Source organism: Alishewanella sp. SMS8 (assembly GCF_030737935.1).
In the GTDB taxonomy this organism is placed as follows: Bacteria; Pseudomonadota; Gammaproteobacteria; order Enterobacterales; family Alteromonadaceae; genus Alishewanella; species Alishewanella maricola.
In genome coordinates this window covers 965,196-988,866 of the sequence record NZ_JAPJEA010000001.1, presented here as the reverse complement: position 1 = coordinate 988,866, position 23,671 = coordinate 965,196, and the positions used below count along the sequence as shown (strand labels likewise).

Here is a 23,671-nt window from a genome sequence, read left to right as displayed (position 1 = left end):
GTGTTTAAACTGCCGCCCAAGCGAGGCCGGCACAAAGTAACAAGGGATACACATGGCAAAGTATGACGTTTATCCCAAGATAGGGGCTAAGTTCGGTCGGTTGGTCGGCATACTTAAAAATGCCCGGCAGTAACTTCAGCAATAAGGGTAAACTGAGTAAGCCTAGCAAGGTTTGCCAGGGTAGTAATTGCATAACAACGGCTATGATCAATAGGCTATAACTGGCAAAAATGAAGCCAGTAAACACCATGGCGCTGCGTCGACGACCAATAACAATGGGCAGATGATTGCGGCCGACTTGACGATCCGCTTCAACATCAGGAAATTGATTTAGCAGCAGTAAATTACTGACTAACAAACTGATAATCATCGCCAGTACCCAAGCACCGGCGGTTAAGCCCCCAGCAAACACCCAAAAGGCGCCCAGTGTCATCAGTAAGCCGAAGCCAAAACCGGGTGCTAATAAGCAGGCTAATGCGTTTTTATTCAAATACTGAGTATAGGCATAAATAATCAGCACACCGGGGATACCAATCAACAGTAATTGCCAGTTTTGCTGAAAGCTCAGATAAAGACCGGCAAAAATGACCACACATAACGAAATAATCGCCAGTTTCAGCGCAATACTACTGGCTTCAGGGTGGTTTACTAAGGTACCACTGCCACCACTAAATGGCGTTCGCTGGGTTAAAAAATCGAGCCCCGATTTAAAATCAAAGTATTCATTAAAGGCATTGACGCTGATATGAGCACTGAGCGCAATTAAGGTCACCAGTAGGTAGTTTTGCCATGTTGACATGGCCACCATTTGCCAGCCTGCCGTAGCAGCCAGTAACACACACACTAGCGTTAAAGTAAGAAAGTTTGCGCGACTGACGCCGAAAAGTACTGCAAACAAGATCATATCCTTATGTTGTTTAATAAATACGATACGCTAAGGCTATGCTTATTGAGTATGGCGGCAAGTTACTGTAATGGCTTTTACCCGCTGTAGCCGACACAACACTCATACAGCTCAGCAGCATCGAGTAAAGCTTGTCAGCCGTTAGCTGCGGCATAATGCTTAACATCAACTCTGTTATAGTACAGGTATTGCGTTAGCAGCGGTTTGATCTACATTATGCTTGCGTTGTTTTGTGGCAAAACCAGTGCAAGCCAGAGAGTGAGCTTATTTAAAGGTTAGGAAGAGTTATCAGTAAAAGCAAATAGCGCTACCATAAGGCTAATTGATCGCGCTGCTCGCCTGGCCAGGGGGCAAGTACTGCGTGTTGTAGCTCAGGCAGTTGATGTTGTAAATCACGGGTAAATTGCCGAGCTAACGCAGGTGCCCCCTGATTGTCAGGGGTATGGAAATAGCAATAGGGTGTTTTACCTGCACGCAGCCAGCTGGCAATTTTAGTTAGCCAAGGTTGGTAATAATGCTGGTTAATGCTGGCGTCAGCACAACCAATAAAGCGCATCACAGGCGTTTCAGTTAAACAAATGGCATGCACCGGTAAGCGTGGTTTTTTTTGCTGCGCATCCAGCAGTGCAGGGCTATTGGCGGGTACCGAAAATAGCGCTCGGCTATCTAACACTACGCGTTCGGTTTGATAGTGGCTCAGCAGGCGGTTTAGCTGCACCTCAGCATCGCCTTTGTCAAAAAAAGCGGGATGGCGAACCTCAACACAGATGGGGGTTAACGGCCTTAAGATATCCAGTTGTTGCGTCAGCCAGTCGAGATTAGCTGGGCCTGTGCTGGCAGGCAGTTGTAAATGGATCATACCCAATAACGGATGTAGCGGGCTGAGCAATTGCCACCAAGCTTGCAGTTCAGCGGTATTATCACTGTGTAACTGATGTGACAGCCGCGAGGGGACTTTTAATTGTAAGCGAAAGTCTGCAGGTAACAGCGATGCCCAGCGTGCTATTGTTTTGGCATCTGGATCGGCATAAAAACTGGTATTGCCTTCCACCGTGTTAAACACGGCGGCATATTGGGCTAAAAAAGCGTGTTGCGGAGTATCATCAGGGTACAGGCTGCCTTTCCACTGCGGATTGGCCCACATGGGGCAGCCCAAATACAACTGCACTGCTTAAACTTCCAGATTATCAATCAATCGGGTCGTGCCAAGCGCTGCAGCCGCTAAGATCACCTTCGGCTCGGTGGCGTGCTCTGCCAGGGCCAAGGTGTGTTGATGGCTAATATCAAAATAATCAGGACGAAAGCCCGCTTCAGTTAAGTCGGCTTTGGCTTGGCGCTCAAGTGCCCGATAATCATGCTGGCCGGCCAAGATGGCCGCTTTTACTTGCTGTAAAATCTGATATAGCGCCGGCGCTTGCTGGCGCTGACTTGCGCTTAAATAGCCGTTTCGCGAACTTAAGGCTAAGCCATCGGCAGCGCGCTCAGTAGGCACACCAATGATCCGAATAGGAAAAGACAAGTCGGTGACCATTTGCCGGATAATCGCCAGTTGTTGATAGTCTTTTTGACCAAAACAAGCGACATCGGGTTGCACTAAATTAAATAGCTTACTGACGACGGTACTGACACCGCGAAAATGCCCGGCACGGCTGGCGCCACAATGCAGATCGCCGAGTAAAGGCACTTCAACATAACTTTGTACGTCTAAACCGCGTGGGTACATGATCTCAGGAGTGGGGGTAAACAAAGCGGCGGCGCCGTGCTGTGTTAAACCAGCAATATCATCCTCTAAAGTGCGAGGATAGCTGGCCAAATCTTCGTTTTTACCAAACTGCATGGGATTAACAAAGATGCTGCAAATCACTTGATCGGCTTGTTGCTTCGCAACATCAACTAATTTTAGATGGCCAGCATGCAGATTACCCATCGTCGGCACAAAAGCGATGCTTTGTCCCGCTTGTCGCCAGCGCAGAATTTGGCTGCGTAGCTCATTAACAGATTGCAGAATATTCATTTAATTAAAACTGTGCTCTTGGCTTGGAAAAACGCCGGATTTGACTTCACTGACATAGCTGGCAATGGCGCTGCGGATCTCGCCCGTTTGGGCTAAATAATTTTTAGAAAATTTCGGGATGTAACCACTGCTAATACCTAAGAGATCATGCATCACCAGCACTTGGCCATCGGTAACATTACCGGCTCCAATGCCAATCACCGGGATAGTCAGCGCTGCGGTGATCCGCTGTGCCAGTGGCGTTGGAATGCACTCTAGTACTAATAACTGTGCCCCTGCAGCTTCTAAGGCTAAAGCTTGACGCAGCATGGCATCGGCTTTCTCTGCCGTTTTACCCTGTACTTTATACCCTCCTAAAATATGTACAGATTGCGGTGTTAGGCCTAAGTGACCACACACCGGTACTCCGCGTTCAGTTAAGGCGGTAATGGTGGGTAATAAAAAGTCACCGCCCTCTAGCTTGACCATATTCGCGCCTGCTTGCATCAAGGGTACGACGCTTTGCAACGCTTGCTCGGTACTGCCGTAACTCATAAAAGGCATATCAGCGATAACGAAAGCTTCTGGTGCGCCTGCACGCACAGCGCGAGTATGGTAAGCGATATCTTGGACAGTCACAGGCAGGGTATCGCTATGGCCTTGTAAAACCATACCGAGAGAATCACCTATCAGCAGAACATCAACGCCTTGCTCAGCAAACAGTTTAGCAAAGCTAGCATCGTAAGCGGTCAACATGCTGATTTTATCGGCTTGTTGTTTCATTTTTTGTAAGACTGCGGTGGTTATCTTCGCCATATCATCGTATCCGACTAATTGTCTGAGGGTGCACCTTCGCACAAAGTACCTTGAGCGACAAGTTGCAGCGGTTGCAAGCCATTTAACGGCACGGCGCTAAGCCATTGCGACAGGGCAGTGCCGTCTGGTAATACTAAGTTCGGCGCAATCTCTGCTAATGGGTACAGCACAAATTCGCGTTTCTTCATACCGTAATGCGGCACGGTTAGGTTGGGGGTATCAATCTGCTGTTGCCCAAATAATAATATATCCAGATCGAGAGTGCGCGGCCCCCAGCGTTCGGCTTTACGCTGCCGTCCTTGTTCCAGCTCAATCTGCTGCAAAGCCTGCAGTAATTGCTGTGCACTAAGTTCGGTATTTAAGGCCGCCACCGCATTGACATAGTCAGGCTGGTCTTGCGGCCCCATCGGCTTAGAACTGTAAAAACGCGATACGTGCAACAGTTGGCAAGCAGGCAGTTGCGCTAATGCTGCAACCGCTCGCTGTAACTGGGCGACGGGCTCTGTGAGATTCGCTCCCAAGCCGATATAGCATAATTCTGTCTGCTTAATCATGGCTCGGTTTACGTTTGTAATTACGCCGACGCTTCGGTCTTTCTTGTCCTGCGCGGCCCAACTGCTGAATTAACTCTAATCGATTCGCTTCGTCGGTAAACTGAAATTGTTCCCACCACTGTGCTAATTCCGGCAAATCGCCGCCTTCGGCCGCTGCTCGCAGCACCAGAAAATCATAGGCACCGCGAAACTTGGTTTGCTCCATAAGCTTATAAGCCCGCCGACCCGCGCGCTTCGTCAGGCGACCTTGTAACATCCAGATGTCACGCATGGCTAGGCTAAAGCGTTTAGGAATGGCAATATTGCGCTGCACATCATCCAATATTTCGGTCATGGCGATACTAAAAGCGTCGTTCTCGTTTAAACCGCTTTCAATCAGTAAAGTTTGAGCGCGTACTTCAACCGGGTACCAGAGTAATGCTGCAAAAATAAAGGCGGGAGTCACCGGTTTATCTTGCGCTACACGTTGATCCGTATCTTGTAACGCTCGGGTGATCAGCTGAAAGGCTTTGCCTTCAGGCTCTTGTTTCAGCAGTTTTTCTAACTGTGGCAACAATTGCTTCAGCACTTTTAATTCACGCATCAGCATGAAGTTATCGAAACCTTTTCCGGCTAACCACATTTTTACCAGTTCATCAAACAAGCGTGGTGCCGGAATGTTTTTCAGCAATACCGCTAATTGCGGGATCGGTGCAGCCGTCTTCGCCGCCAATTGCATATTCAGTTTGGTGGCAAAACGAATGGCGCGTAAAATTCGCACCGGATCTTCACGGTAACGAACGTCAGGATCGCCAATTAATTCGATATTGCGATTGGCGATGCTTTGCATGCCCTCGGCAAAATCGTAAATGGTAAAATCTTTGATCGAGTAATACAGCGCGTTAACAGTGAAGTCACGACGTTCAGCATCTTCTTCGATGGTGCCATAGACATTATCCCGCAGGATTTGCCCATGATCGCTTAAGCTAGCGATTTTGTTGACATTTTCATCGTCTTCGGCACCGCTATGGTGGCCACGAAACGTTGCTACTTCGATGACTTCTCGGCCAAAAACCACATGCGCTAAGCGAAAGCGGCGGCCAATTAAGCGGCAGTTACGAAAGACCTGTTTAATTTCTTCTGGGCGAGCATTGGTCACCACATCAAAATCTTTTGGTTTTAAACCAATCAGTAAATCGCGGATACACCCGCCAACCAAATATGCCTCAAAGCCAGCGTCTTTTAGACGATAAAGTACCTTCAGCGCATTCGGGCTGATGTCTTTGCGAGAAATCGAGTGTTGATCACGGCCAATAACACGCATCGGCGGTAAGCTAGAGACGGCAGTTTTTGCAACGGCAGCCACTGGCTCAGTCGTTACGGTTTCGGTATTTTTTGCGCCAAGGGTACGACGGCAAAAGTCAATCACGCGCGAAATAATGGTGTTTCTCCTCAATGGAAACGAACGGGCTGTTTTGAGCCGAAAAAACCGGCGTATCATACCTGAATCTGCGGAAAATGAGAATGCAAGGCGACACTCTCTGTATTTTAATTACGCTGAGTGAATGTCGCGCAAATTACGCAAAATCTGTACAGCGAATTTCGAGTTGTTTTGGTACTTTCGCCAGCTGCCAGTGCTGGGTAGCCCAAGCAAGTATTTCCATTACTGGTGCTTGCCGCAGTTCATCAGGCGGGGCATGGCCTAGCAAACGTAATGCCGCCGCTAAACTGTGATGATTTGGCCAATGAGCGAGGGCGCTTGCATGGTTTTGTTTACTCAGTTTTTGCCCCGGCGCGGTAACGGCTAAGGGTAAATGGCCGTACAGTGGAGCGGTTTGCCCCAGCAACTGAAACAAATGCTGTTGCCTGGGAGTCATACTGAGTAAATCGGCCCCTCGGATCACTTCGCTGATCTGTTGATCCTGATCATCAATCACCACCACTAGTTGATAACTAAATAACCCATCACGGCGCTTAACGATATAATCTTCTGCAGCTAAGGCGGCATCGATACGCTGGTTACCAAACACCTGATCATGGAAATGACAATGCACATCTGCCGCACGCAGACGCCAGGCTAAAGGCGGTGTCGTCAATTGTTTAGCGGCACAGCGCCCGTTATAGAGGCCGCCGGCGGCTTGGATTGCTTTGCGTGAACATTGGCAACCGTACAACAAGCCTTGTTGCTGCAGTTGATTAAATACGTCTTGATAGCGATCCAACCGTTGGCTTTGATAAATAACCGGGCCATCCCAGCATAAGCCAAAGCTTTCTAGGGTGTGCATAATGTCGCTATCGGCATTGGCTTGCATGCGAGGCGTATCAATATCTTCGATACGTAACAGCCATTGGCCTTGCTGACTTTTTGCTTGAAGATAACTACCAACAGCCGCCACAAGTGAGCCAAAATGTAATGGCCCCGAGGGGGAGGGAGCAAAACGGCCGCGATAACCGGCCGTTTGCGTTGCAAAATGCTCTGACACTGAGTTTGCCGCAGCGTTAACCGCCGAGTTGCTTCTCTTTGATTTCAGCCAGCGTCTTACAATCAATACATTGATCAGCAGTAGGACGTGCTTCTAATCGTTTTATACCGATTTCGATTCCGCAGGTATCACAAAAACCAAAGTCGTCATTTTCGATCTTTTGTAATGTTTTTTCAATTTTCTTCAGTAACTTACGTTCACGATCCCGTGCGCGTAATTCTAAACTGAATTCTTCTTCTTGAGCTGCACGATCCACTGGATCAGGAAAATTGGCTGCTTCATCAGCCATATGTGTTTTAGTGCGATCCACTTCTTCACGAAGTTGTTGGCGCCATGCATCCAGAATTTTCCGGAAATGCTCCAACTGCTTCGGGTTCATGTACTCTTCCCCGACCGCTGCTTCATAGGGAACTACGCCCGCTAGCGCTAATAGCCCAAGGGATTTATTGTTATTGCCTACTGGCATGATTCTCTCCTGTACAATCCCACCAAGCCAAAAAGCTGGCGGCTATAGATAGCAGAATATCACCGCTACCGCAATCACTAATAAAAAACCGCGGAAGTATACAGACAGACCGCCTTGCCGTCACTTATTTTCGATAAGTCTGCATTGACTTTCGCTCAAGTGAGTAATAATAAACACTTATTTTGCGTTATTTGTTAAGCGCACTGCCGTTAGCAAAGTACTGCAGTGTGCTACAATACGCCATCAGCCAGCAGATGGCTTACTTTGCCCTTTTATTTTCGGAGCTAAGAATGAATTCAAACAGTTCAGTACTTCACATCAGTTTGCAACAGCAACCCGCCGCGGCCCAGTTTGGCGCTAATGCGTTAATTAGCCCCAGCGAGCAAGGTTATCAAATTCATCTTAGCGCAGGTCAAGAGCGCCGTAACGTGCAAAAAGCCGCTCGGATGCTAGATGGCTTAGGCGTAACGTCGTTGCAATTAAGCGGTGAGTGGCCGCTGGAATTACAGTGGGCATTTTATCAAGGTTTTGTGAATGCCAAGCGCCAAGGTGGCGTGCACTTTACCGGTGATAGCGCCACAGTCAAACTATTAGAGCAACAAGCGCGTTGTTTCCAGTTTGCTAAAGCGTTAATTAATCAAACCCCTGAGCAATTATCACCAGAGAAGTTAGCCGCACAAGCCGCTGCCTTTATTGAAGAAGTGGCTGGCACTGCTAAAGTGAGCTATCGCGTGATCAGTGGTGAGCAATTAGTTAGCGAAGGCTGGCATGGTATTTATCAAGTAGGTCGCGGTAGCGTGCGAGCGCCCGCAATGTTAGAACTGGATTTTAACCCCAGCGGTAAAGCGGATACTCCGGTGGCGGCTGCCTTGGTCGGTAAAGGTATTACCTTTGACAGTGGTGGTTATTCGATCAAAGCGACCGAAGGCATGTTGCACATGAAATGTGATATGGGCGGTGCCGCTACGGTGACCGCGGCGTTAGCCTTGGCTATTTTGCAGGGCTTAACCCAGCGGGTTAAACTGATTTTGTGCTGTGCTGAAAACTTGATCAGTGGTCATGCTTACAAATTGGGCGATATTATTACTTATAAAAATGGCACCACAGTCGAAATTGTTAATACCGATGCTGAAGGGCGTTTAGTGTTGGCCGATGGCTTACAAATGGCAGCGGAAAGTGGTGCGCCGTTAATTATTGATGCGGCGACGTTAACCGGTGCAGCCGTAACGGCGGTTGGCTCAGAATACAATGCCCTGTTTGCATTAGATAAACCCTTAGCACAACGCGCGCTAAGTTATGCCGAGCAGCAACAAGAGTTACTGTGGCAACTGCCTTTAGAGCCTTGGCATCAGCAACAGTGTCCGTCGGCCTTTGCCGATACCGCTAACAGCCGGCCAGTAAAAGGCGGTGGCGCCGGTGGTGCCAGTAATGCAGCCGGTTTCTTAAGTCGCTTTGTGCCAAATAATGGCCAAGGTTGGTTGCACTTTGATTTAGCGGCAGCCTATCGTGATAGCGCTAATGGCTTTTTAGCCGTGGGCGCAACGGGTCAAGGGATCCGCACAATCGCGGCTATGTTGTTACATGAATTATCGGCGTAATTTAACTTGTCACCCTGGCCGCATTTCTGCGACCCGTGCTGAGTAGCGGTTGGTGTTACCTGTAAACGAGATTATGCCAAGGCTCTGTCAGCTACTGCAGCATGAGCCTAAGGTTATTCTGTCGGCGCCACCGGGTGCCGGCAAATCGACTTTTTTACCGTTGTATTTGCTCAAACACCCCGCTTTTGCAGGTAAGCGGCTGCTATTGCTTGAGCCACGGCGCTTAGCCGCGCGTACCATCGCCAGTTATCTCGCCGCCCAACTGAATGAGCCCGTTGGACAGACGGTGGGGTATCAAATTCGCCAAGACAGCCAATATTGCGCTGAAACTCGGCTGCTTATTGTCACCGAAGGTATTTTAACGCGGAAAATTCAGCAAGACCCTGAGCTGAGTAGTGTCGATATCCTGATTTTTGATGAGTTTCACGAACGCTCTTTGCATGCTGACTTTGGGTTAGCGCTGGCGCTTGAAGTACAACAACTGAACGAGCAGCTGCGTATCTTAGTGATGTCGGCGACCTTGGACACCAGTATGCTGGCCCGCTATTTACAGGCACCAGTATTGCAAAGCGAAGGGCGCAGTTATCCGGTAAATATCGTTTATCAACCGTTGAATAAAGAGCCCATCGCGCAGCAAAGTGCCCGCTTAGCTCTGCAGGGCTTTTGGCGTCATCAAAGTAGTGTTTTGGTCTTTTTACCCGGCCAAGCAGAAATTAATCAGGCTGCGCAGTGGTTAGCTCAGCAAGACTTAGCGGCAAATCTGCGCGTATTGCCACTGTTGGGCAGTATGAGTTTGGCGGCACAACAAGCCGCAATAGCCGCTCCGGCGACAGGGCATTATAAAATCGTATTGGCTACGAATTTAGCGGAAACCAGTTTAACCATTGAAGGCATTCATGTGGTGGTCGACAGTGGTGTCGCAAGACGTGCCAGTTATCATGCCCGCAGTGGCCTGACGCGCTTAGATACGGTTGCCATTAGCCAAGCAGCGGCAATACAACGAGCCGGTCGAGCTGGACGACTTGGCGAAGGTTGGTGTTATCGCTTAGACAGTGCTGAACAATGGCAGCGGCGAACGGCTTTTGAACCTGCAGAAATTGAGATCAGCGAGTTAACCAGCTTACGCTTAGAGATTGCCGTTTGGGGTTGCCAACCGGCAGACCTAAACTGGTTAACCTCGCCACAATCAGCAAACTTAGCGGCGGCAACAGCCCTGTTGCAACAACTTGAAGTGCTGGATCAGCGTGGGCAAATCACGGCTTATGGTCAAACACTTTATCAATTTGGCACCGATATACGCTTAGCCAGTATGTTACAGCACGCCAAAACGTTAGAGACCACTCAACCCGGTGCGCTGTGGCTAGCCGCTTTGCTGGCCGCCTTGCTAGAAGATAGCCGCGATTTGCAAGAGGATCTTTACCGCCAAGTGCAGCGCTTAGCAGAACGTCCTGCGCAAGAGCAGCGGCGTTATCAACAAGCCGAAGTATTTGCTAAGCGATTGGCTGCTAAAAAACATACCAGCTTGCCGCTTGGTTTGTTACCCGTTTTATTGTTACGAGCATTTCCAGATCGGTTAGCACAGCGCCGTGGCCAGGGTTATTTGTTAGCCAATGGCGTGGGCGCCAGTTTTCCCGCCAACCATCCGTTACAGCAGCAAGATTTAGTGGTGGCCGTGAGTATTACACAAACAGCGCAAAGCAACCGGATGCAACAAGCGGTAGCCATTGCGCTGCCTGATATTCTGGAGGATTGGCCCGCGCTAGCATGGCAGCCTCATACCGGCTGGGATGAAAAGCAAGCGGGCTTTTATAGTGAGTCGCAACGTCTGTTTGGTGAAATTGTGCTGCAGCGGCGGCCGCAACCCTTGCAGCTTACTGCCGCTGAAAAGCAACAAGCTTGGTTAGCTTACTTAGCGAAAAAAGGCATAGCGATATTACCCTTTAATGCGCGCTGTCAGCAGTTACAACAGCGTGTCGCCTTGTTAACGCAACACCAGTATGCTGGCTTGCCTGATCTCAGTCTGTCAGGGCTCACCACGAATATGACGAGCTGGTTAGAGCCTTATTTAGCGAATATCAATAAAGTTAATCAGCTAGCGCAATTACCCCTGTATGATCTTCTCTGGCAGCAACTTAGTTATAGCCAGCAGCAACAACTGAATCAATGCTTACCCGAGTTTTTTACCACGCCGGCACACAGCCGGGTGGCGATTGATTACTGCTTACCTGGCGGGCCGGGTTTTTCAGTAAGGGTTCAGGAAATGTATGGTCAACTAACCACGCCGCAAGTGCTCGATGGTAAATTGGCGTTAAGTGTGACCTTGCTATCGCCTGGCCGACAACCACTACAAATTACCCGTGACTTGGCCAGTTTTTGGCAGCAAGGCTGGCATGAAGTAAAAAAAGAAATGAAAGGCCGATATCCGAAACATTTTTGGCCGGACGATCCTGCGAAAGCCTTACCGACGACTAAAACCAAAAAAGCGATGCGCTATGACTCGAACTCGTAAAAAAGTGCCCACCTCCGCTCGGCCAGCTCGCTGGTGGCGATTGATTTGGATAACCTCTTTAAAGCTCGCTTTGGCAGGATTTCTAGGGCTGTTTTTGTATTTTATATATCTCGATAGTAAGATCACCAGCACCTTTTCAGGGCAAAAATGGCAAGTGCCAGCACAAATTTATGGCCGCAGCTTAGAGCTGTTTCCTGGCAAATACCTGACACAGAAACAGTTGGTGCAAGAGCTGGAGCAGCTGCAATACCAACGCGTAAATGCAGTGTCTGGGCCAGGACAATTTCGCACCAGTGGCAACACCGTAGAGATTTTTCGCCGTAGTTTTACCTTTGTCGATGGCACTCAAGCCGCTTCACGTTTTAGTGTCGAGTTTAATCGCAGTGGCATCAGTGCATTGCTGCAACAAAAGTCATCATTAAGCATGGCACGCCTTGAGCCGCAATTAATCGAGCATTTGGTGTCACCCCACCAAGAAGATCGTGAATTAGTGCGCTTAGAGTGGGTGCCAAGCTTGCTGAAAGAAACGCTATTGCTGGTAGAAGATCGCGATTTTTATCAACATCGTGGCGTATCGCCGTTATCGGTATTACGTGCCTTGTGGGTCAATATTACGGCGGGGCGCACCGTGCAGGGCGGCTCGACGCTGACCCAGCAGTTAGCCAAGAATATGTATTTAACGCAGGATCGCACGCTGCTGCGCAAGGTTAACGAAGCGATGATTGCCTTGGTGCTCGATTATCGTTTTAGTAAGGATCAGATCCTTGAGGCTTACCTGAATGAGATTTACCTTGGGCAAAATCATGCCACGGCGGTGCACGGTTTTGGTTTAGGCAGCCGTTTTTATTTTGGTAAACCGCTCACTGAACTGAATGCCGATCAGTACGCCTTGTTAATCGGCATTGTTAAAGGCCCAGGTTACTACGATCCACGCCGGTTTCCAGAGCGTGCCAAGCAGCGGCGAGACTTAGTGCTGCGGCTGATGTTTGAGCAACATTTATTAGATCAACGTGCTTACGAGCAGGCGTTAACTCGGCCGGTAGAAGTGGTGGCAAGAGGGCAATACTTAAATGCCAACTTCCCGGCTTATATGGATGCCGTGAAACGTGAATTACGGCAATTAGCGCTGGACAGCAATCTGATGCACAGTGGCATTAAAGTGTTTACTTATTTGGATCCGATGGCGCAAACCCAAGCCGAGCGCACGGTGACTCAGTTGGTTCCGGCTATGGATAAAGAGCTAGAAGCGGCGATGCTGGTGGTGGATTATCAACGGGGCGCTGTTCAAGCCTTGGTAGGCGGTAAAACTGCGGGGTATGCGGGTTTTAACCGTGCACTGGAAGCACGGCGGCCTATTGGCAGTTTAATTAAACCGGCCATTTATTTAGAAGCGTTGGCACAACGGGGTCGCTACACCCTAGGTAGCATGCTCGACGACAGCCCGCTGAGCTTACGCAGTAATAATCAAGAGTGGCAACCGCAGAACTTTGATAAGACATTTCGCGGTAATGTCTCTCTCATGCGCGCTTTGGCTGACTCATTAAATGTCCCAACGGTGCGGCTGGGCTTACAACTGGGTATGCCTAAATTGCAAGAAGCCCTGCGCCGTTTGGGCTTAGAGCGTAATATTACCTTGTACCCATCAGCGTTGTTAGGCTCGTTAGAACTTTCACCTTATGAAGTCAGTCAGCTTTATCAAACCATCGCCAATAATGGTGTACATCAAAGCTTGGCCACGGTACAGGCTGTCACCGATCAAAATGGTGCGGTAGTGTATCAACGTAATTTGACCCCGAGCGTGCGTTATCCTGCCGCAGATGTTTATTTATTGCATTATGCGATGATCGAATCAACCTTAACGGGCACCGCGCAATCTTTAGCACGCACCTGGCCACAACCTACGTTTGCGGGTAAAACCGGCACCTCGAGTGATTATCGGGACAGTTGGTTTAGCGGTTTTGATCAAGATCGATTGGTGACCGTTTGGTTGGGGCGAGATGATAACAAATCGACCAATTTAACCGGGGGTAGCGGCGCTTTACGGGTGTTTACCGATTATTTTAGACAGCAGGGCACCCATAATTTAATTCGGTATATGCCCGAACAAGTAGAATGGCAGCGTTTTTCGACGCAAAGCGGTTTACCTGTTCCTGAGTATTGCCCGAATAGTTGGTTGTTACCCGCCCATCAAGACAGCGTATTAGCGTTAAATCAGTGTGATTAACCGATAAAAAAGGGCGCACCAGCCAGGTGAGCCCTTATTGGCGTTGCCGCTTAATTAGAGTGCGGCAAACGTTTTAGCCGCTGCGCTAATGGTTTCGGCTAAATCATCATCAGTGTGTGCTAATGATAAAAAACCGGCTTCATAAGCTGAAGGCGCTAAGTAAATGCCCTGTTCTAACATGCCATGGAAAAACTGTTTAAACGCAGCAATATCACAACGGGTTGCTTGCTGATAATTACTGACGCGGCCTTCGTTGGTAAAAAACATACCAAACATGCCACCCACTTGGTTAAAACTCATTGGCACGCCATGTTGCACCGCCGCTTGAGCTAACCCCGTAATTAAACGACTGGTTTTCTCGGTCAATGCTTCGTAAACGCCCGGTTTGCTGATTTCTTGCATGGCGGCTAAGCCTGCCGCCATGGCAATCGGATTGCCTGATAAGGTACCTGCTTGATAAACGGGGCCCAATGGCGCGATATGCTGCATAATGGCTTTCTTACCACCAAAAGCGCCAACCGGCATGCCACCACCGATGATTTTTCCCAAGGTGGTAAGATCTGGCTTAACGCCATAATAGGCTTGAGCACCGCCTAAGGCGACCCGAAAGCCGGTCATCACTTCATCAAAAATCAAGACGCTGCCGTAGTCATCACAAAGCTGCCGTAAGCCTTCTAAAAATCCTGGCTCTGGCGGAATACAGTTCATATTGCCGGCAACCGGTTCGACGATGATACAAGCAATTTCGCTACCTTGTGCTGCGAATAACTGTTGGATCTGCGCCAAATTGTTAAATTCACAGGTCAGAGTATATTTGGCAAAATCGGCTGGCACGCCAGGGGAGTTGGGAACACCTAAAGTCAGCGCCCCTGAACCTGCTTTAACCAGCAGCGAGTCTGCATGGCCATGGTAACAGCCTTCAAACTTTACAATGGTATCACGGCCCGTGTAGCCCCGAGCTAAACGGATCGCGCTCATGGTGGCTTCGGTGCCAGAGCTGACCATCCGCAGCATTTCCATGCTTGGGACCAGTTTTGCGACGGTTTCTGCCATGGTGACTTCGGCTGGGCAAGGCGCACCAAAACTTAAACCATGTGCCGCAGCATCAATGACCGCTTGGCGGATCACCGGGTTGTTGTGGCCTAATAGCATCGGGCCCCAAGAGCCGATGTAATCGATGTAGCGTTTGCCATCGACATCAAATAAATAGGCGCCATCAGCACGAGCAACGAAAAAAGGTTCGCCACCGACACTTTTAAAGGCACGTACCGGTGAGTTTACACCACCGGGGATCGTGTGTTGTGCGCGGCTGAAGAGTTCTGAAGAGATGGACATTATCGGATTCCTGTCAGTTATTTGTTGCTATACCAAGGCACAGCGCATTCATAATCTTGGATCACGTTTTCGACCCCCAGGGTTAACGCAAACAGCGCCATCCGGACTAAGATGCCATTATCGGCCTGGCGAAAAATAGCCAAGTTAGGATTGAGGTTAAGATCATTATCTAACTCATTGGCTTCTTGTCGTGAATCTCGGGGTAAAGGATGCATAATCACGGTGTTCGATTTACAGTGCCGCGTATAGATTTCTTGGTTTAAGCGAAACTTACCACGGTATAAATTGGCTTCGGCTTTCGACGGAAAACGTTCCTCTTGGATCCGTGTTTGATAGACGATATCGGCGTTCAAATTGCCTTCGAGTTTGTCGCTGATAGTCAAACGATGGCCGGCGTTATCTAAGCTGCTCACCACCTCATCAGGCATGGCTAATTCTTGTGGCGAAATCAGGGTAATTTGTAAGTTTTTGTACAAACTAAGTAGTTTCGACAACGAGTGCACGGTACGGCCAAACTTTAAATCACCCACCATGGCAATATGCATACCGTCAATACTCTGGCCAGAGGCGGTTAGTTCACGTTCAATGGTAAACAGATCTAATAAGGCCTGAGTAGGGTGTTCGTTGGCGCCGTCGCCACCGTTTAATACCGGCACACGGCTACCTTCAGCAAACTCTGCCACAGAGCCGGCTTGCGGATGGCGCATCGCGATAACATCACTGTAACTGCTGATCACTCGTGCGGTATCGTATAACGACTCACCTTTAGACAAGGCTGACGATTCCATGCCCGTGGTTTCGCGCACTTCACCGCCTAGCAGGTTAAAAGCACAACCAAAGCTTACCCGAGTACGGGTGCTCGGTTCAAAAAACAGATTACCCAAAATAGCGCCATCGAGTACCTTAGTCCGTTTTTTTCTGCTGGCGTAAGGGGACATCTTGCGGGCAATATCAAACACATATTGGATACTGTCACGGTCAAATTGTTTAACCGACAGGATATGCTGACCTTTAAAGCTCATAGTGCGTGCTCACTTATTTCGGATAGCGAATGGAAGAGACCCAGAGGCCAAACTGACTTCATTATACGGAAAAGTTAGTGCTATTTATATCGGCTTTAATACTGCGAGCAGAATTATTGCCAACAGGATCAGTACCGGTGCTTCATTAAAAATCCGATAAAAACGTGGGCTACGTGTATTGCGGTTATGTTTAAAATCGGCCAATAGCTTAAAACAATAGCCGTGATAGAGGTACAGCAGGATAACTAACAGCAATTTATAATGTAGCCAGCGACTCGCGGCAAACCATGCGCTGCCATAGCTGCCAATTAATAACAGGCCGAAAACCAAGGTAAGTAAGGCAAAGGGAGTAACGAAAAACAGTAACCGCCGCTCCATCACTTTAAAAGTCTTATCGCAATCGGTGCTTTGCGTTTCAGCGTGATAAACAAATAAGCGCGGCAAATAGAAAATACCGGCAAACCAGGCGACCATAAAAAACAGGTGTAAAGCTTTGTAAACAAGGATCAGGGTCATAGTAAGTTATTCTGTTTAGTTAAAAGTGCCCGCAGTTGGTCCCAGCGGATAATACCGATCGGATGAGCTGGGTCGTCTTGATAAATGTAAACCAGCCCTTCGCGTTCGTCTTCTAAAATAGCAAATACCTCTGCCATGGTACTTTGATGCGATAAACCTTGAATAGGCGTGTATTGCACGGCACTTTCACCAGTGAGCGTTAGACTGATGTCGTATTGTGCAGTAAAAAATTGCAGGCTATCGCTGGTTTGGCGTTTAATGATTAATTGTGTGGGCGGTTGAAGCGTGTCGAGACTGGCTAAAACCGTCTGTTCATCGGGATTATCTAACACTTGATATTCTTGGCTGATGACGGCTAATACCCCCACTTTTTGCAGCACATCATCTGCGGGCGATAATTTATACGGCAACTGCATAAAGTCGAGTTGCATCAAGAAAATCGATTTATTATTAAAAAATTGTACCGTCGTGACATAGGCGGTAACGATAACCAACATGGCCGGCAAGATAATATGTTGGTTCGCGGCTAACTCTAACACGGCCACCAAGGCGGCTAAGGGGGCATGCAGCGTCGCCGCCATCATTCCCGCCATACCTAAAACCGCATAAGTACCGGCATTACTACTGTTATCAACAATCAGCGCCGGTACGATGGCTAAAATGGTACCTAATACAACGCCGATACCAAAAACCGGGCCAATGATGCCACCAGGCACACCTAAGCCAATGGCAAACAAGGTTAAAATCATTTTGCCGGCTAAAATCAATAACAGGAGATGGATGGCAGTAGGGCTATTAATAGCAAATTGGATAGCGCCCGTTTCTGCGCCCATGGCCTCAGGGATCAGATAACCCACTAACGCCGTAACCATGCCGGCCAAAGCAAGGCGCAATAATAAGGGCCATTTTTTAAATACCGATAATAAGCGCATCATGTTGCTATTAAAAAACCAAGCAACCGCACCAAAGATAACGCCACAAAGAATTAAATATGGAAAATGCCAAACACTAAGACTAATAATATCTAATGCCGCGAGTTCACGGTCGGTGCCAAAAACCAGTTGGGTGGCCATAGCACCCACCACCGAAGCCAGCATAATAGGGATAAACACATGGATGCGATATTCACGCAGTACCACTTCCATCACAAAAATCATCGCCGCCAATGGCGTATTAAACGAGGCTGAAATCCCGGCTGCAATGCCACACCCTGCCAAAATACGCACGCTGTTATAGGGTAGTTTTAAATAACGGCCAACGGTGCTCGCACCATAGGCGCCAAGATGCACGGATGGGCCTTCCCGACCCACCGAAAAGCCACTGGCGAGCGCGACCACCCCACCAAAGAACTGACTAAGCGTATTGCGAAAGGGCATAATCCCGTAAGCGGTTTTGATGCGGTGGATGACAAATGGGATGCCAAGGCGATAGTGTTTATAACCGGTAAACAGCGCGATTAAGCCAATACAAGCCGCTCCACCTAAGGGTAATAACCAGCGTATTTCAGCATCGATACTGGCAAAGTCATCAGTATGCTCTAGAAAAAAGCCTTGAATACCGATAATAGCTAAACGAAAGCAGATAATTAATAACGCAGCAATTAACCCGCCGAGCATGCCGAGTAAGCACAACTGAAGCGAAGTTTGGGGGAGAGCCAGTCGCCGTTGTAAGGCGGGGAGGTGATCTTGCCAGCGCCGCATAGGATAATTCATGCTAAGTGGATTAAATTAAACGAAGTTTAACATAGTTGCGCCAAAAATGAGTACTGGCGTGCTGATTAGCTCGGCGTGCTGTTGGTCAGCGCGTGTCGGTCGCGGCATTCGCACGTACTGAACTATTATCGCTCACTTGCGCCTAATACTTGAATAAATTAGTCAGGTATTAGATAATTGCCGCCGTTGTTATGCTGGTTGGAGCCACCATGTCTGAATTACAGATCCCTATAGAGTTTACCGATGCGGCTGCGCGTAAAGTCGCTACCCTAGTCAGTGAAGAAGAAAATCCGGATTTAAAGCTGCGGGTTTATATCACCGGCGGTGGTTGCTCAGGTTTTCAATATGGCTTTACCTTCGATGAAAAAGTGAATGAAGGCGACTTGTTAATTGAAAAGCAAGGCGTGGCCATGGTTGTTGACCCGATGAGTTTACAGTACTTGATGGGTGGGGTTGTTGACTACACCGAAGGCTTACAAGGCAGCCGTTTTATTGTGCAAAACCCAAACGCAACAACAACCTGTGGTTGTGGTTCTTCTTTTTCGGTATAACCCGCTCATACTTTACGCTGCTCTGGCGTAAGCTTCTCACCCTGAACAATGTAGCGGTATCTGTTTTAACACAGATACCGTGTTTTAGGGTGCTTAACGATTGGTGATGAGAATTAACGCCCACAACACTAATGCGATAATAGCGTTAAATGCCCCGATATAGATAAAGCCCCGCAGGCCTTGTTTTAAGGGAATGCCGTAGTTGCGTAAGAACAAATACCAACCTAAACTCATTAATAATGGTAACAAGAAGACTAATCTAACCATTGTTTCCTCATGGCGCTTTGCGCTGCCGATATTCAAAAAGATACTCATTTACGCTCATATTTTTAAAACGTATTAATCTTGTTAACCGCCTGATTTTTTAACCTGAAAATCTGTACGCTTATCGCAACCTATGATATTAGTTACTAGTCACATCCGTGTTAGTCAAGCAAGACCACAACAACCCAATATTGCAAGGAGCGCATAAACTATAATAAATAAAAGCGTAACACGCTCGGAGAATAAAAAAAATGAAAGGTACGAAAAGTGTCATTTCTGATGAAAATAAACGGCTTTGCGTTTGGTTAAAACGACAACGACAAGAGAAAGGTCACACTATGCGCAGTTTGTCTGAGTTATTAGGTACACCGCATTCCTTTATTGGTAAGGTTGAAAATCAAGAACGTAGATTGGATGTCGTCGAGTTTGTGCGTTATTGCCAAGCGCTTGAGGTTGATCCTGCCGAAGGTTTACTGCAGTTAACTAACGGCTAGCCAGTACAACAACTTCAAAAGCCGCTCTTCGTGTTATGTTTGTGGGATAAACATGGCGTGATAAGCGGCTTTTTTAATGCTTTATTGTTGCGTTTGTTCACGTTGCTGTAGTCGTTTACCTACCCACAATAACAGCAATAAACCGGGGATCACCATTAACGAGGTGAAAACAAAAAACAACGCCCAATTCCCCCCCAGTAAATCTACCATTTCACCACTAAAAGAAGCTAAGGTGGTACGACCCAGATTACCCAAAGAGGCGAGCAGTGCGTATTGGGTAGCAGTAAAAGCGCGGCCGGTTAGCCAGGTTAAGAAAGATACAAAGGCGACGGTGGAAAAAGCAGCGGTAAAGTTATCGACTAAAATAGCGGCAATAAATAACTCGGGTTTTGGCCCGACTAAGGCGATCCAAGCAAACATCAAATTACTGGCAGCCATGGCGATGCCACCAATAAATAAGCCGCGCACAATACCAAAACGAATATTGATGGCACTACCGAGTAGGGTAAAGACAATGGTGGCAAACCAACCAACCAATTTAGAGTATTCGGCAATTTGCTCATTTGAAAAACCAATTTCTTTATAAAATGGCACTGACATGCGGCCTAAGAACGCTTCACCAACTTTAAATAAAAACACAAAACTGAGGATGGCCAACGATAACTGCCAACCGTTGCGGCGAAAGAAGTCCAAAAAGGGCTCTAGCACGGTTACGGTTAACCAAATCAGATAAGGGCGGGCAACTTGCTTGCCGACTGCCGCGCTATGACGAGCGGCCGCTTGCTGCTGCAATAGATCACGTTGATTCAGGGGTTCTTTACTGATTAAGGTAAAGAAAATTAATAGCACTATTACTAACGCCATACCCAGATACACGGCAGGCCAACCATATTGATCGGCATTGGCAAAAGCCAAGTAGCCGGGTAAGGAATAACCGGTCCACCAACCAATTACTCCCATGGCCGCGGCTGGTGCGACTCGCAATTTATCATCACCGATCATTTCAATTCGATAGGCATCAATGGCCACATCCTGAGTGGCTGATGACAGCGCAATGGCCATTGCAAGCAGCGAAGTCAGCAACAGGCTTTGGCTGGGTTCGGTAAAAGCAATGGCGATAGTGGCGCATAACATAATACTTTGCATCAGTAGGATCCAACTACGGCGCATACCTAGCCAGGCATAAAGCAGCGGTAGTTTGACGCGGTCAAGTAAAGGCGCCCATAAAAAATTTAAGGCATAGACAATAAACACTGAGCCAAAATAACCAATGGCCGTGCGAGACAGGCCCGCATCACTTAGCCATCCACTCATATTTGAGCCAATTAATACCCAAGGAAAACCAGAGGCACAACCCATAAAAAAGATGAAAAGCAGGCGGATATCTTGATAGCTTTGCAGCGTTTGCCGCCAGCTTTGCGCTGCGCCTTGTTGTTTACCGAGTGTCATCTGGCCCATCCTGAATTATCTGAAGGCAAACCTTAACAGACACGCAGCTCACAGCAAAGAGCATGAATTTGAAAAGTAACGGTTTTTAATACAGATTTTCGGTTTAGGGCCTTAAGCCCACACAATTGAGCGGTCTTTGAGCTTTACCGACGATAAAGCCTAGGCAAAGTTGTAAGTTGCGCTTCAATCTTTTGTTATGCAATAGCTGCTGTTCAGGCCAAAATTCCAGCTGATGCAGCAAATACCAAAATACACGTTCTTGCGGGTGAGGGGGGGTAGTAGGGCGCTGTTGCAAAGCAGCCCATTCTTCTAAGGTATCCCAGATAAACAAATGCAATTCATGATGTGGCAATTGGCCGCGCAAAAAACGCGAGGCATAAAACACCAATTGCCGAGATTTTTCATCAGTAAAATGAGTGGCCATACTTCAGTTCCGCCAAAAAGCCTTTACCGAAGTATAGTCAAAATTACTCTTGTGGGAGCAGAATGACCATTTTTAGTATCACCGGCTCTACCGGAACATCGCTCCAGCCGGTTTGCTGATTGATTTCAGTCTCAACATTTTGGATTTCCTCGAGTACTTCCATACCGGAAACCACTTGCCCAAATACGGCATAGCCCCAACGACTGCCTGGATCTAAACTGCTGTTATCTTCCAGATTGAAATAGAATTGACTGACCGCACTATGCGGATCGTTTAAGCGTGCCATCGCGATGGAGCCGAGTTGATTTTTTAGGCCATTGCCTGACTCGTTAAAGACCGGCTTTAGCGTGTCAATCTCTTTGTAATCGGGGGTATAGCCCCCCCCTTGCAATACAAAACCCGGCACAAGCCGATGGAATATCGTATTGTTGTAAGCGTTTTTTTTAACATAGCTTAAAAAATTATTGACGCTCAGTGGCGCGCGGCTGCGATCTAATTCCACCACGATATCGCCATGTGAGGTCATAAATTTCACTTTAGGAAACAAGTTATCAGGTTGCATAAATTGCCCCGCGTGCGCCGAAACGCCGCACAGCAGTAACATGATAAACATAAGTTGTTTCATAAATGCTCCTTTAGTTCAGCTCAGATTTCCAAGTAGGATCTTGCAGTAATTGGTTTAACACTTGCTCAGTTAGAATACGTAGTTCACGTTCTACCGCAGCTAAATCGACTTTAAAAGGAGCGGTATAGCTGCTATCACCGGCATACGATTTAGTAAAGCTACCATCATCACGTTGGATAAAGATGGTTAGCGCGACTTGATTGGTCACTAGGTGATCAAGCGGCCGTTGTTGAACGTTCGCTTGTAATTGGTTAATTTGAATTTTTAATTGCGTGCCTTGCTGGCCAAGTAAGTTTGCGCCTTGCTCGGTTAAGGCAGTCGCCACGGTTTTTTCTAACTGAAAACGAACATCATTGGAGGTTCGATAGTTATTTTCATTCCCCCCCTGCTGAATGGTTAAACTGTGCGTTCTTGGACGCAAATCGACCACCGCAAAACTAAATTGACGCCCGCTGAGTTCAGTTGTTTGTGGCCAAAAAATTTGTGGTGCCACGATAAACGACGGTACCTTGGTGGCACAACCGGCAACGAGTAGCAGCAATACCAGCGATAAATAACGCATTATTAACTCCTTTTGATGGACTCTAAAATAACAAATTTTGGGTTAGCCGCTAATTGCTGGCAATGTCCAAATAACTTTTCTAACTGCAGCTTATAAGGCAAGTGGCGATTGGCAACAATACGCAGTCGTCCGCCGGTTTTTAAGACACGTTTCGCATCACGAAACATTTGGCTTGCCACATGGGTCGTGACGGCATTTTGCTGATGAAAAGGCGGATTACAAATAATCCAGTCTGCACTGTGCTCTGCTTGTTGCGTTAGGCAGTCATCGGCAACAAATTGACAATCGCCAAGTCGTTCAGGCAGGTTTTCGCTAATGGTGGCTTGTGCCGAGGCGATCGCCAAATAGGATTCATCGGTTAAAATCAGTTTGCAATCCGGTTGTTGCGCTAACAACTGTAAACTCAATACGCCATTGCCACAGCCCAAATCAATGACACGACTGCCAGGTGCCACTTTGGGTAAATGCGCTAAAAACAAACGGGCGCCAATATCGAGTTTTTCTCGCGCGAACACATTGGCATAGTTAACCATGGTAAAGTGGCTATTATCAAGTGGCCAACGCATGGCGGCAGGGGCGTCGCGCTGAATGGCATCAGCCTGCCATTGGCTTTGAATATACCGACATTTTTTTTCAGTCAGTGACGCCTGGGTGGGCCCAATATAATGGCTAAAAAGTGCCAGTACTTGCTTGGTAATATCTTTTGCTTTGGCCGCCACCACTAGTTGCGTTTCTTGGGTCATCACTTGGCTTAGTGCGGCGAGGATATGGGCTAAATAACTGTGGTTTTGTGGCACTTTTAATAGCACCAGATCAGGGGCGTATGGTAAGGCATCAAGGCTGGATAATTCTGTGATGTTCGTATTATCCAAGTGATTTTGGGTACGGTTATAACGACACGCCAGCTGTGCAAGCACAGAATCTTGCATTAATACCTGCGAATCGGCACCCAGCCCACAGGATAAAGCACCAAAGGCATCATTAATGATCAACACTTTAGGCGGCTTGGCTAAACGCTGCGTTAAATCAGAAAGTAAAGGTAGAGCTTGAGTGAGAATCAGTTCGTCTGCGGCATCCCAGGCTTGGAGACTATGATTCGGCTGCGCTAAAGGCCAACGATGTAAGGTAAGACTGATAGAACCAAGCGTAAACTGCGTATTCATAACCACTTCATCTCAATAGTAAGGCTGG

At 47.9% G+C, this 23,671-nt stretch carries 23 protein-coding genes; 5 read left to right on the top strand and 18 right to left on the bottom strand.

Features of this window, described 5'->3' with window-relative positions; all coding sequences use genetic code 11:
- Nucleotides 1-4: 4 nt before the first annotated feature.
- From ORJ01_RS04485 to dksA, 8 genes are all read right to left on the bottom strand, one after another.
- Nucleotides 5-898 (bottom strand): prenyltransferase, encoded by an 894-nt coding sequence (locus ORJ01_RS04485; protein ID WP_306177097.1) that lies wholly within the window; start codon nt 896-898, stop codon nt 5-7.
- 313 nt (nt 899-1,211) lie between these two features.
- Nucleotides 1,212-2,048 (bottom strand): DUF72 domain-containing protein, encoded by an 837-nt coding sequence (locus ORJ01_RS04480; protein WP_306177096.1) that lies wholly within the window; start codon nt 2,046-2,048, stop codon nt 1,212-1,214.
- A gap of 27 nt (nt 2,049-2,075) precedes the next feature.
- Nucleotides 2,076-2,918: a pantoate--beta-alanine ligase gene (gene panC, locus ORJ01_RS04475; protein ID WP_226749548.1), complete on the bottom strand. Its 843-nt coding sequence runs from the start codon at nt 2,916-2,918 to the stop codon at nt 2,076-2,078.
- The gene (panB, locus tag ORJ01_RS04470) at nt 2,919-3,713 is read right to left on the bottom strand and encodes a 3-methyl-2-oxobutanoate hydroxymethyltransferase (RefSeq protein WP_226749549.1); all 795 of its coding nucleotides are present in this window, start codon (nt 3,711-3,713) and stop codon (nt 2,919-2,921) included.
- Nucleotides 3,714-3,727: 14 nt separating this feature from the next.
- Entirely contained in the window at nt 3,728-4,267 is a 540-nt protein-coding gene (folK, locus tag ORJ01_RS04465; RefSeq protein ID WP_306177095.1) for a 2-amino-4-hydroxy-6-hydroxymethyldihydropteridine diphosphokinase, read from the bottom strand.
- Complete coding sequence (gene pcnB, locus ORJ01_RS04460) at nt 4,260-5,570, bottom strand: polynucleotide adenylyltransferase PcnB (RefSeq protein WP_371930716.1); 1,311 nt, start codon at nt 5,568-5,570, stop codon at nt 4,260-4,262. The genes folK and pcnB overlap by 8 nt, the downstream gene beginning before the upstream one ends.
- A gap of 253 nt (nt 5,571-5,823) precedes the next feature.
- On the bottom strand, nt 5,824-6,729 hold the full coding sequence (gene gluQRS, locus ORJ01_RS04455) for a tRNA glutamyl-Q(34) synthetase GluQRS (RefSeq protein WP_306177094.1): 906 nt from the start codon (nt 6,727-6,729) through the stop codon (nt 5,824-5,826).
- Between the two features lie 16 nt (nt 6,730-6,745).
- Entirely contained in the window at nt 6,746-7,195 is a 450-nt protein-coding gene (dksA, locus tag ORJ01_RS04450) for an RNA polymerase-binding protein DksA (protein ID WP_226749552.1), read from the bottom strand.
- A 290-nt stretch (nt 7,196-7,485) separates the two neighbouring features.
- On the opposite strand from dksA, the gene pepB reads away from it, so the two are divergent.
- Genes pepB through mrcB form a run of 3 tightly spaced genes read left to right on the top strand, consistent with a single transcriptional unit; the run spans nt 7,486 to nt 13,526 of the window.
- A complete protein-coding gene (gene pepB / locus ORJ01_RS04445) occupies nt 7,486-8,793 on the top strand; it encodes an aminopeptidase PepB (protein ID WP_306177093.1) in 1,308 nt (435 codons plus the stop codon).
- A gap of 52 nt (nt 8,794-8,845) precedes the next feature.
- On the top strand, nt 8,846-11,302 hold the full coding sequence (gene hrpB / locus ORJ01_RS04440) for an ATP-dependent helicase HrpB (protein WP_306177527.1): 2,457 nt from the start codon (nt 8,846-8,848) through the stop codon (nt 11,300-11,302).
- A complete protein-coding gene (gene mrcB / locus ORJ01_RS04435; protein WP_306177092.1) occupies nt 11,286-13,526 on the top strand; it encodes a penicillin-binding protein 1B in 2,241 nt (746 codons plus the stop codon). Before hrpB ends, mrcB begins: the two co-directional genes overlap by 17 nt.
- Before the next feature lie 54 nt (nt 13,527-13,580).
- Here mrcB and hemL read toward each other — a convergent pair whose 3' ends face one another.
- From hemL to ORJ01_RS04415, 4 genes are all read right to left on the bottom strand, one after another.
- The gene (gene hemL / locus ORJ01_RS04430; protein WP_306177091.1) at nt 13,581-14,861 is read right to left on the bottom strand and encodes a glutamate-1-semialdehyde 2,1-aminomutase; all 1,281 of its coding nucleotides are present in this window, start codon (nt 14,859-14,861) and stop codon (nt 13,581-13,583) included.
- 17 nt (nt 14,862-14,878) lie between these two features.
- Entirely contained in the window at nt 14,879-15,883 is a 1,005-nt protein-coding gene (locus ORJ01_RS04425) for an aspartate carbamoyltransferase (RefSeq protein WP_306177090.1), read from the bottom strand.
- 84 nt (nt 15,884-15,967) lie between these two features.
- Entirely contained in the window at nt 15,968-16,399 is a 432-nt protein-coding gene (locus ORJ01_RS04420) for a CopD family protein (protein WP_229585345.1), read from the bottom strand.
- Nucleotides 16,396-18,099: a chloride channel protein gene (locus ORJ01_RS04415; protein ID WP_306177526.1), complete on the bottom strand. Its 1,704-nt coding sequence runs from the start codon at nt 18,097-18,099 to the stop codon at nt 16,396-16,398. The genes ORJ01_RS04420 and ORJ01_RS04415 overlap by 4 nt, the downstream gene beginning before the upstream one ends.
- A gap of 221 nt (nt 18,100-18,320) precedes the next feature.
- On the opposite strand from ORJ01_RS04415, the gene erpA reads away from it, so the two are divergent.
- A complete protein-coding gene (erpA, locus tag ORJ01_RS04410) occupies nt 18,321-18,662 on the top strand; it encodes an iron-sulfur cluster insertion protein ErpA (protein WP_226749559.1) in 342 nt (113 codons plus the stop codon).
- A gap of 93 nt (nt 18,663-18,755) precedes the next feature.
- On the opposite strand, the gene ORJ01_RS04405 is transcribed toward erpA, so the two are convergent.
- Nucleotides 18,756-18,929 (bottom strand): hypothetical protein, encoded by a 174-nt coding sequence (locus tag ORJ01_RS04405; protein ID WP_226749560.1) that lies wholly within the window; start codon nt 18,927-18,929, stop codon nt 18,756-18,758.
- Nucleotides 18,930-19,177: 248 nt separating this feature from the next.
- Here ORJ01_RS04405 and ORJ01_RS04400 point away from each other — a divergent pair, with 248 nt between their 5' ends.
- The gene (locus ORJ01_RS04400) at nt 19,178-19,420 is read left to right on the top strand and encodes a helix-turn-helix domain-containing protein (RefSeq protein ID WP_226749561.1); all 243 of its coding nucleotides are present in this window, start codon (nt 19,178-19,180) and stop codon (nt 19,418-19,420) included.
- Between the two features lie 81 nt (nt 19,421-19,501).
- Here ORJ01_RS04400 and ORJ01_RS04395 read toward each other — a convergent pair whose 3' ends face one another.
- From ORJ01_RS04395 to ORJ01_RS04375, 5 genes are all read right to left on the bottom strand, one after another.
- A complete protein-coding gene (locus tag ORJ01_RS04395; RefSeq protein ID WP_306177089.1) occupies nt 19,502-20,869 on the bottom strand; it encodes an MFS transporter in 1,368 nt (455 codons plus the stop codon).
- 103 nt (nt 20,870-20,972) lie between these two features.
- On the bottom strand, nt 20,973-21,293 hold the full coding sequence (locus ORJ01_RS04390; protein ID WP_226749563.1) for a hypothetical protein: 321 nt from the start codon (nt 21,291-21,293) through the stop codon (nt 20,973-20,975).
- A gap of 43 nt (nt 21,294-21,336) precedes the next feature.
- Complete coding sequence (locus ORJ01_RS04385) at nt 21,337-21,918, bottom strand: peptidylprolyl isomerase (protein WP_306177088.1); 582 nt, start codon at nt 21,916-21,918, stop codon at nt 21,337-21,339.
- A gap of 10 nt (nt 21,919-21,928) precedes the next feature.
- A complete protein-coding gene (locus tag ORJ01_RS04380; protein ID WP_306177087.1) occupies nt 21,929-22,480 on the bottom strand; it encodes a YajG family lipoprotein in 552 nt (183 codons plus the stop codon).
- Between the two features lie 2 nt (nt 22,481-22,482).
- Nucleotides 22,483-23,643 (bottom strand): methyltransferase, encoded by a 1,161-nt coding sequence (locus ORJ01_RS04375; protein WP_306177086.1) that lies wholly within the window; start codon nt 23,641-23,643, stop codon nt 22,483-22,485.
- Between the last annotated feature and the right edge of the window lie 28 nt (nt 23,644-23,671).

Bases quoted from the DNA above. Each gene is read 5' to 3' on its own strand.
- ORJ01_RS04480 (WP_306177096.1), bottom strand. From the start codon at position 2,048: ATGTGGGCCAATCCGCAGTGGAAAGGCAGCCTGTACCCTGATGATACT.
- panC (WP_226749548.1), bottom strand. From the start codon at position 2,918: ATGAATATTCTGCAATCTGTTAATGAGCTACGCAGCCAAATTCTGCGC.
- panB (WP_226749549.1), bottom strand. From the start codon at position 3,713: ATGGCGAAGATAACCACCGCAGTCTTACAAAAAATGAAACAACAAGCC.
- folK (WP_306177095.1), bottom strand. From the start codon at position 4,267: ATGATTAAGCAGACAGAATTATGCTATATCGGCTTGGGAGCGAATCTC.
- pcnB (WP_371930716.1), bottom strand. From the start codon at position 5,570: ATGCGTGTTATTGGCCGTGATCAACACTCGATTTCTCGCAAAGACATC.
- dksA (WP_226749552.1), bottom strand. From the start codon at position 7,195: ATGCCAGTAGGCAATAACAATAAATCCCTTGGGCTATTAGCGCTAGCG.
- pepB (WP_306177093.1), top strand. From the start codon at position 7,486: ATGAATTCAAACAGTTCAGTACTTCACATCAGTTTGCAACAGCAACCC.
- mrcB (WP_306177092.1), top strand. From the start codon at position 11,286: ATGACTCGAACTCGTAAAAAAGTGCCCACCTCCGCTCGGCCAGCTCGC.
- hemL (WP_306177091.1), bottom strand. From the start codon at position 14,861: ATGTCCATCTCTTCAGAACTCTTCAGCCGCGCACAACACACGATCCCC.
- ORJ01_RS04425 (WP_306177090.1), bottom strand. From the start codon at position 15,883: ATGAGCTTTAAAGGTCAGCATATCCTGTCGGTTAAACAATTTGACCGT.
- ORJ01_RS04420 (WP_229585345.1), bottom strand. From the start codon at position 16,399: ATGACCCTGATCCTTGTTTACAAAGCTTTACACCTGTTTTTTATGGTC.
- ORJ01_RS04415 (WP_306177526.1), bottom strand. From the start codon at position 18,099: ATGCGGCGCTGGCAAGATCACCTCCCCGCCTTACAACGGCGACTGGCT.
- erpA (WP_226749559.1), top strand. From the start codon at position 18,321: ATGTCTGAATTACAGATCCCTATAGAGTTTACCGATGCGGCTGCGCGT.
- ORJ01_RS04405 (WP_226749560.1), bottom strand. From the start codon at position 18,929: ATGGTTAGATTAGTCTTCTTGTTACCATTATTAATGAGTTTAGGTTGG.
- ORJ01_RS04400 (WP_226749561.1), top strand. From the start codon at position 19,178: ATGAAAGGTACGAAAAGTGTCATTTCTGATGAAAATAAACGGCTTTGC.
- ORJ01_RS04395 (WP_306177089.1), bottom strand. From the start codon at position 20,869: ATGACACTCGGTAAACAACAAGGCGCAGCGCAAAGCTGGCGGCAAACG.
- ORJ01_RS04390 (WP_226749563.1), bottom strand. From the start codon at position 21,293: ATGGCCACTCATTTTACTGATGAAAAATCTCGGCAATTGGTGTTTTAT.
- ORJ01_RS04385 (WP_306177088.1), bottom strand. From the start codon at position 21,918: ATGAAACAACTTATGTTTATCATGTTACTGCTGTGCGGCGTTTCGGCG.
- ORJ01_RS04380 (WP_306177087.1), bottom strand. From the start codon at position 22,480: ATGCGTTATTTATCGCTGGTATTGCTGCTACTCGTTGCCGGTTGTGCC.
- ORJ01_RS04375 (WP_306177086.1), bottom strand. From the start codon at position 23,643: ATGAATACGCAGTTTACGCTTGGTTCTATCAGTCTTACCTTACATCGT.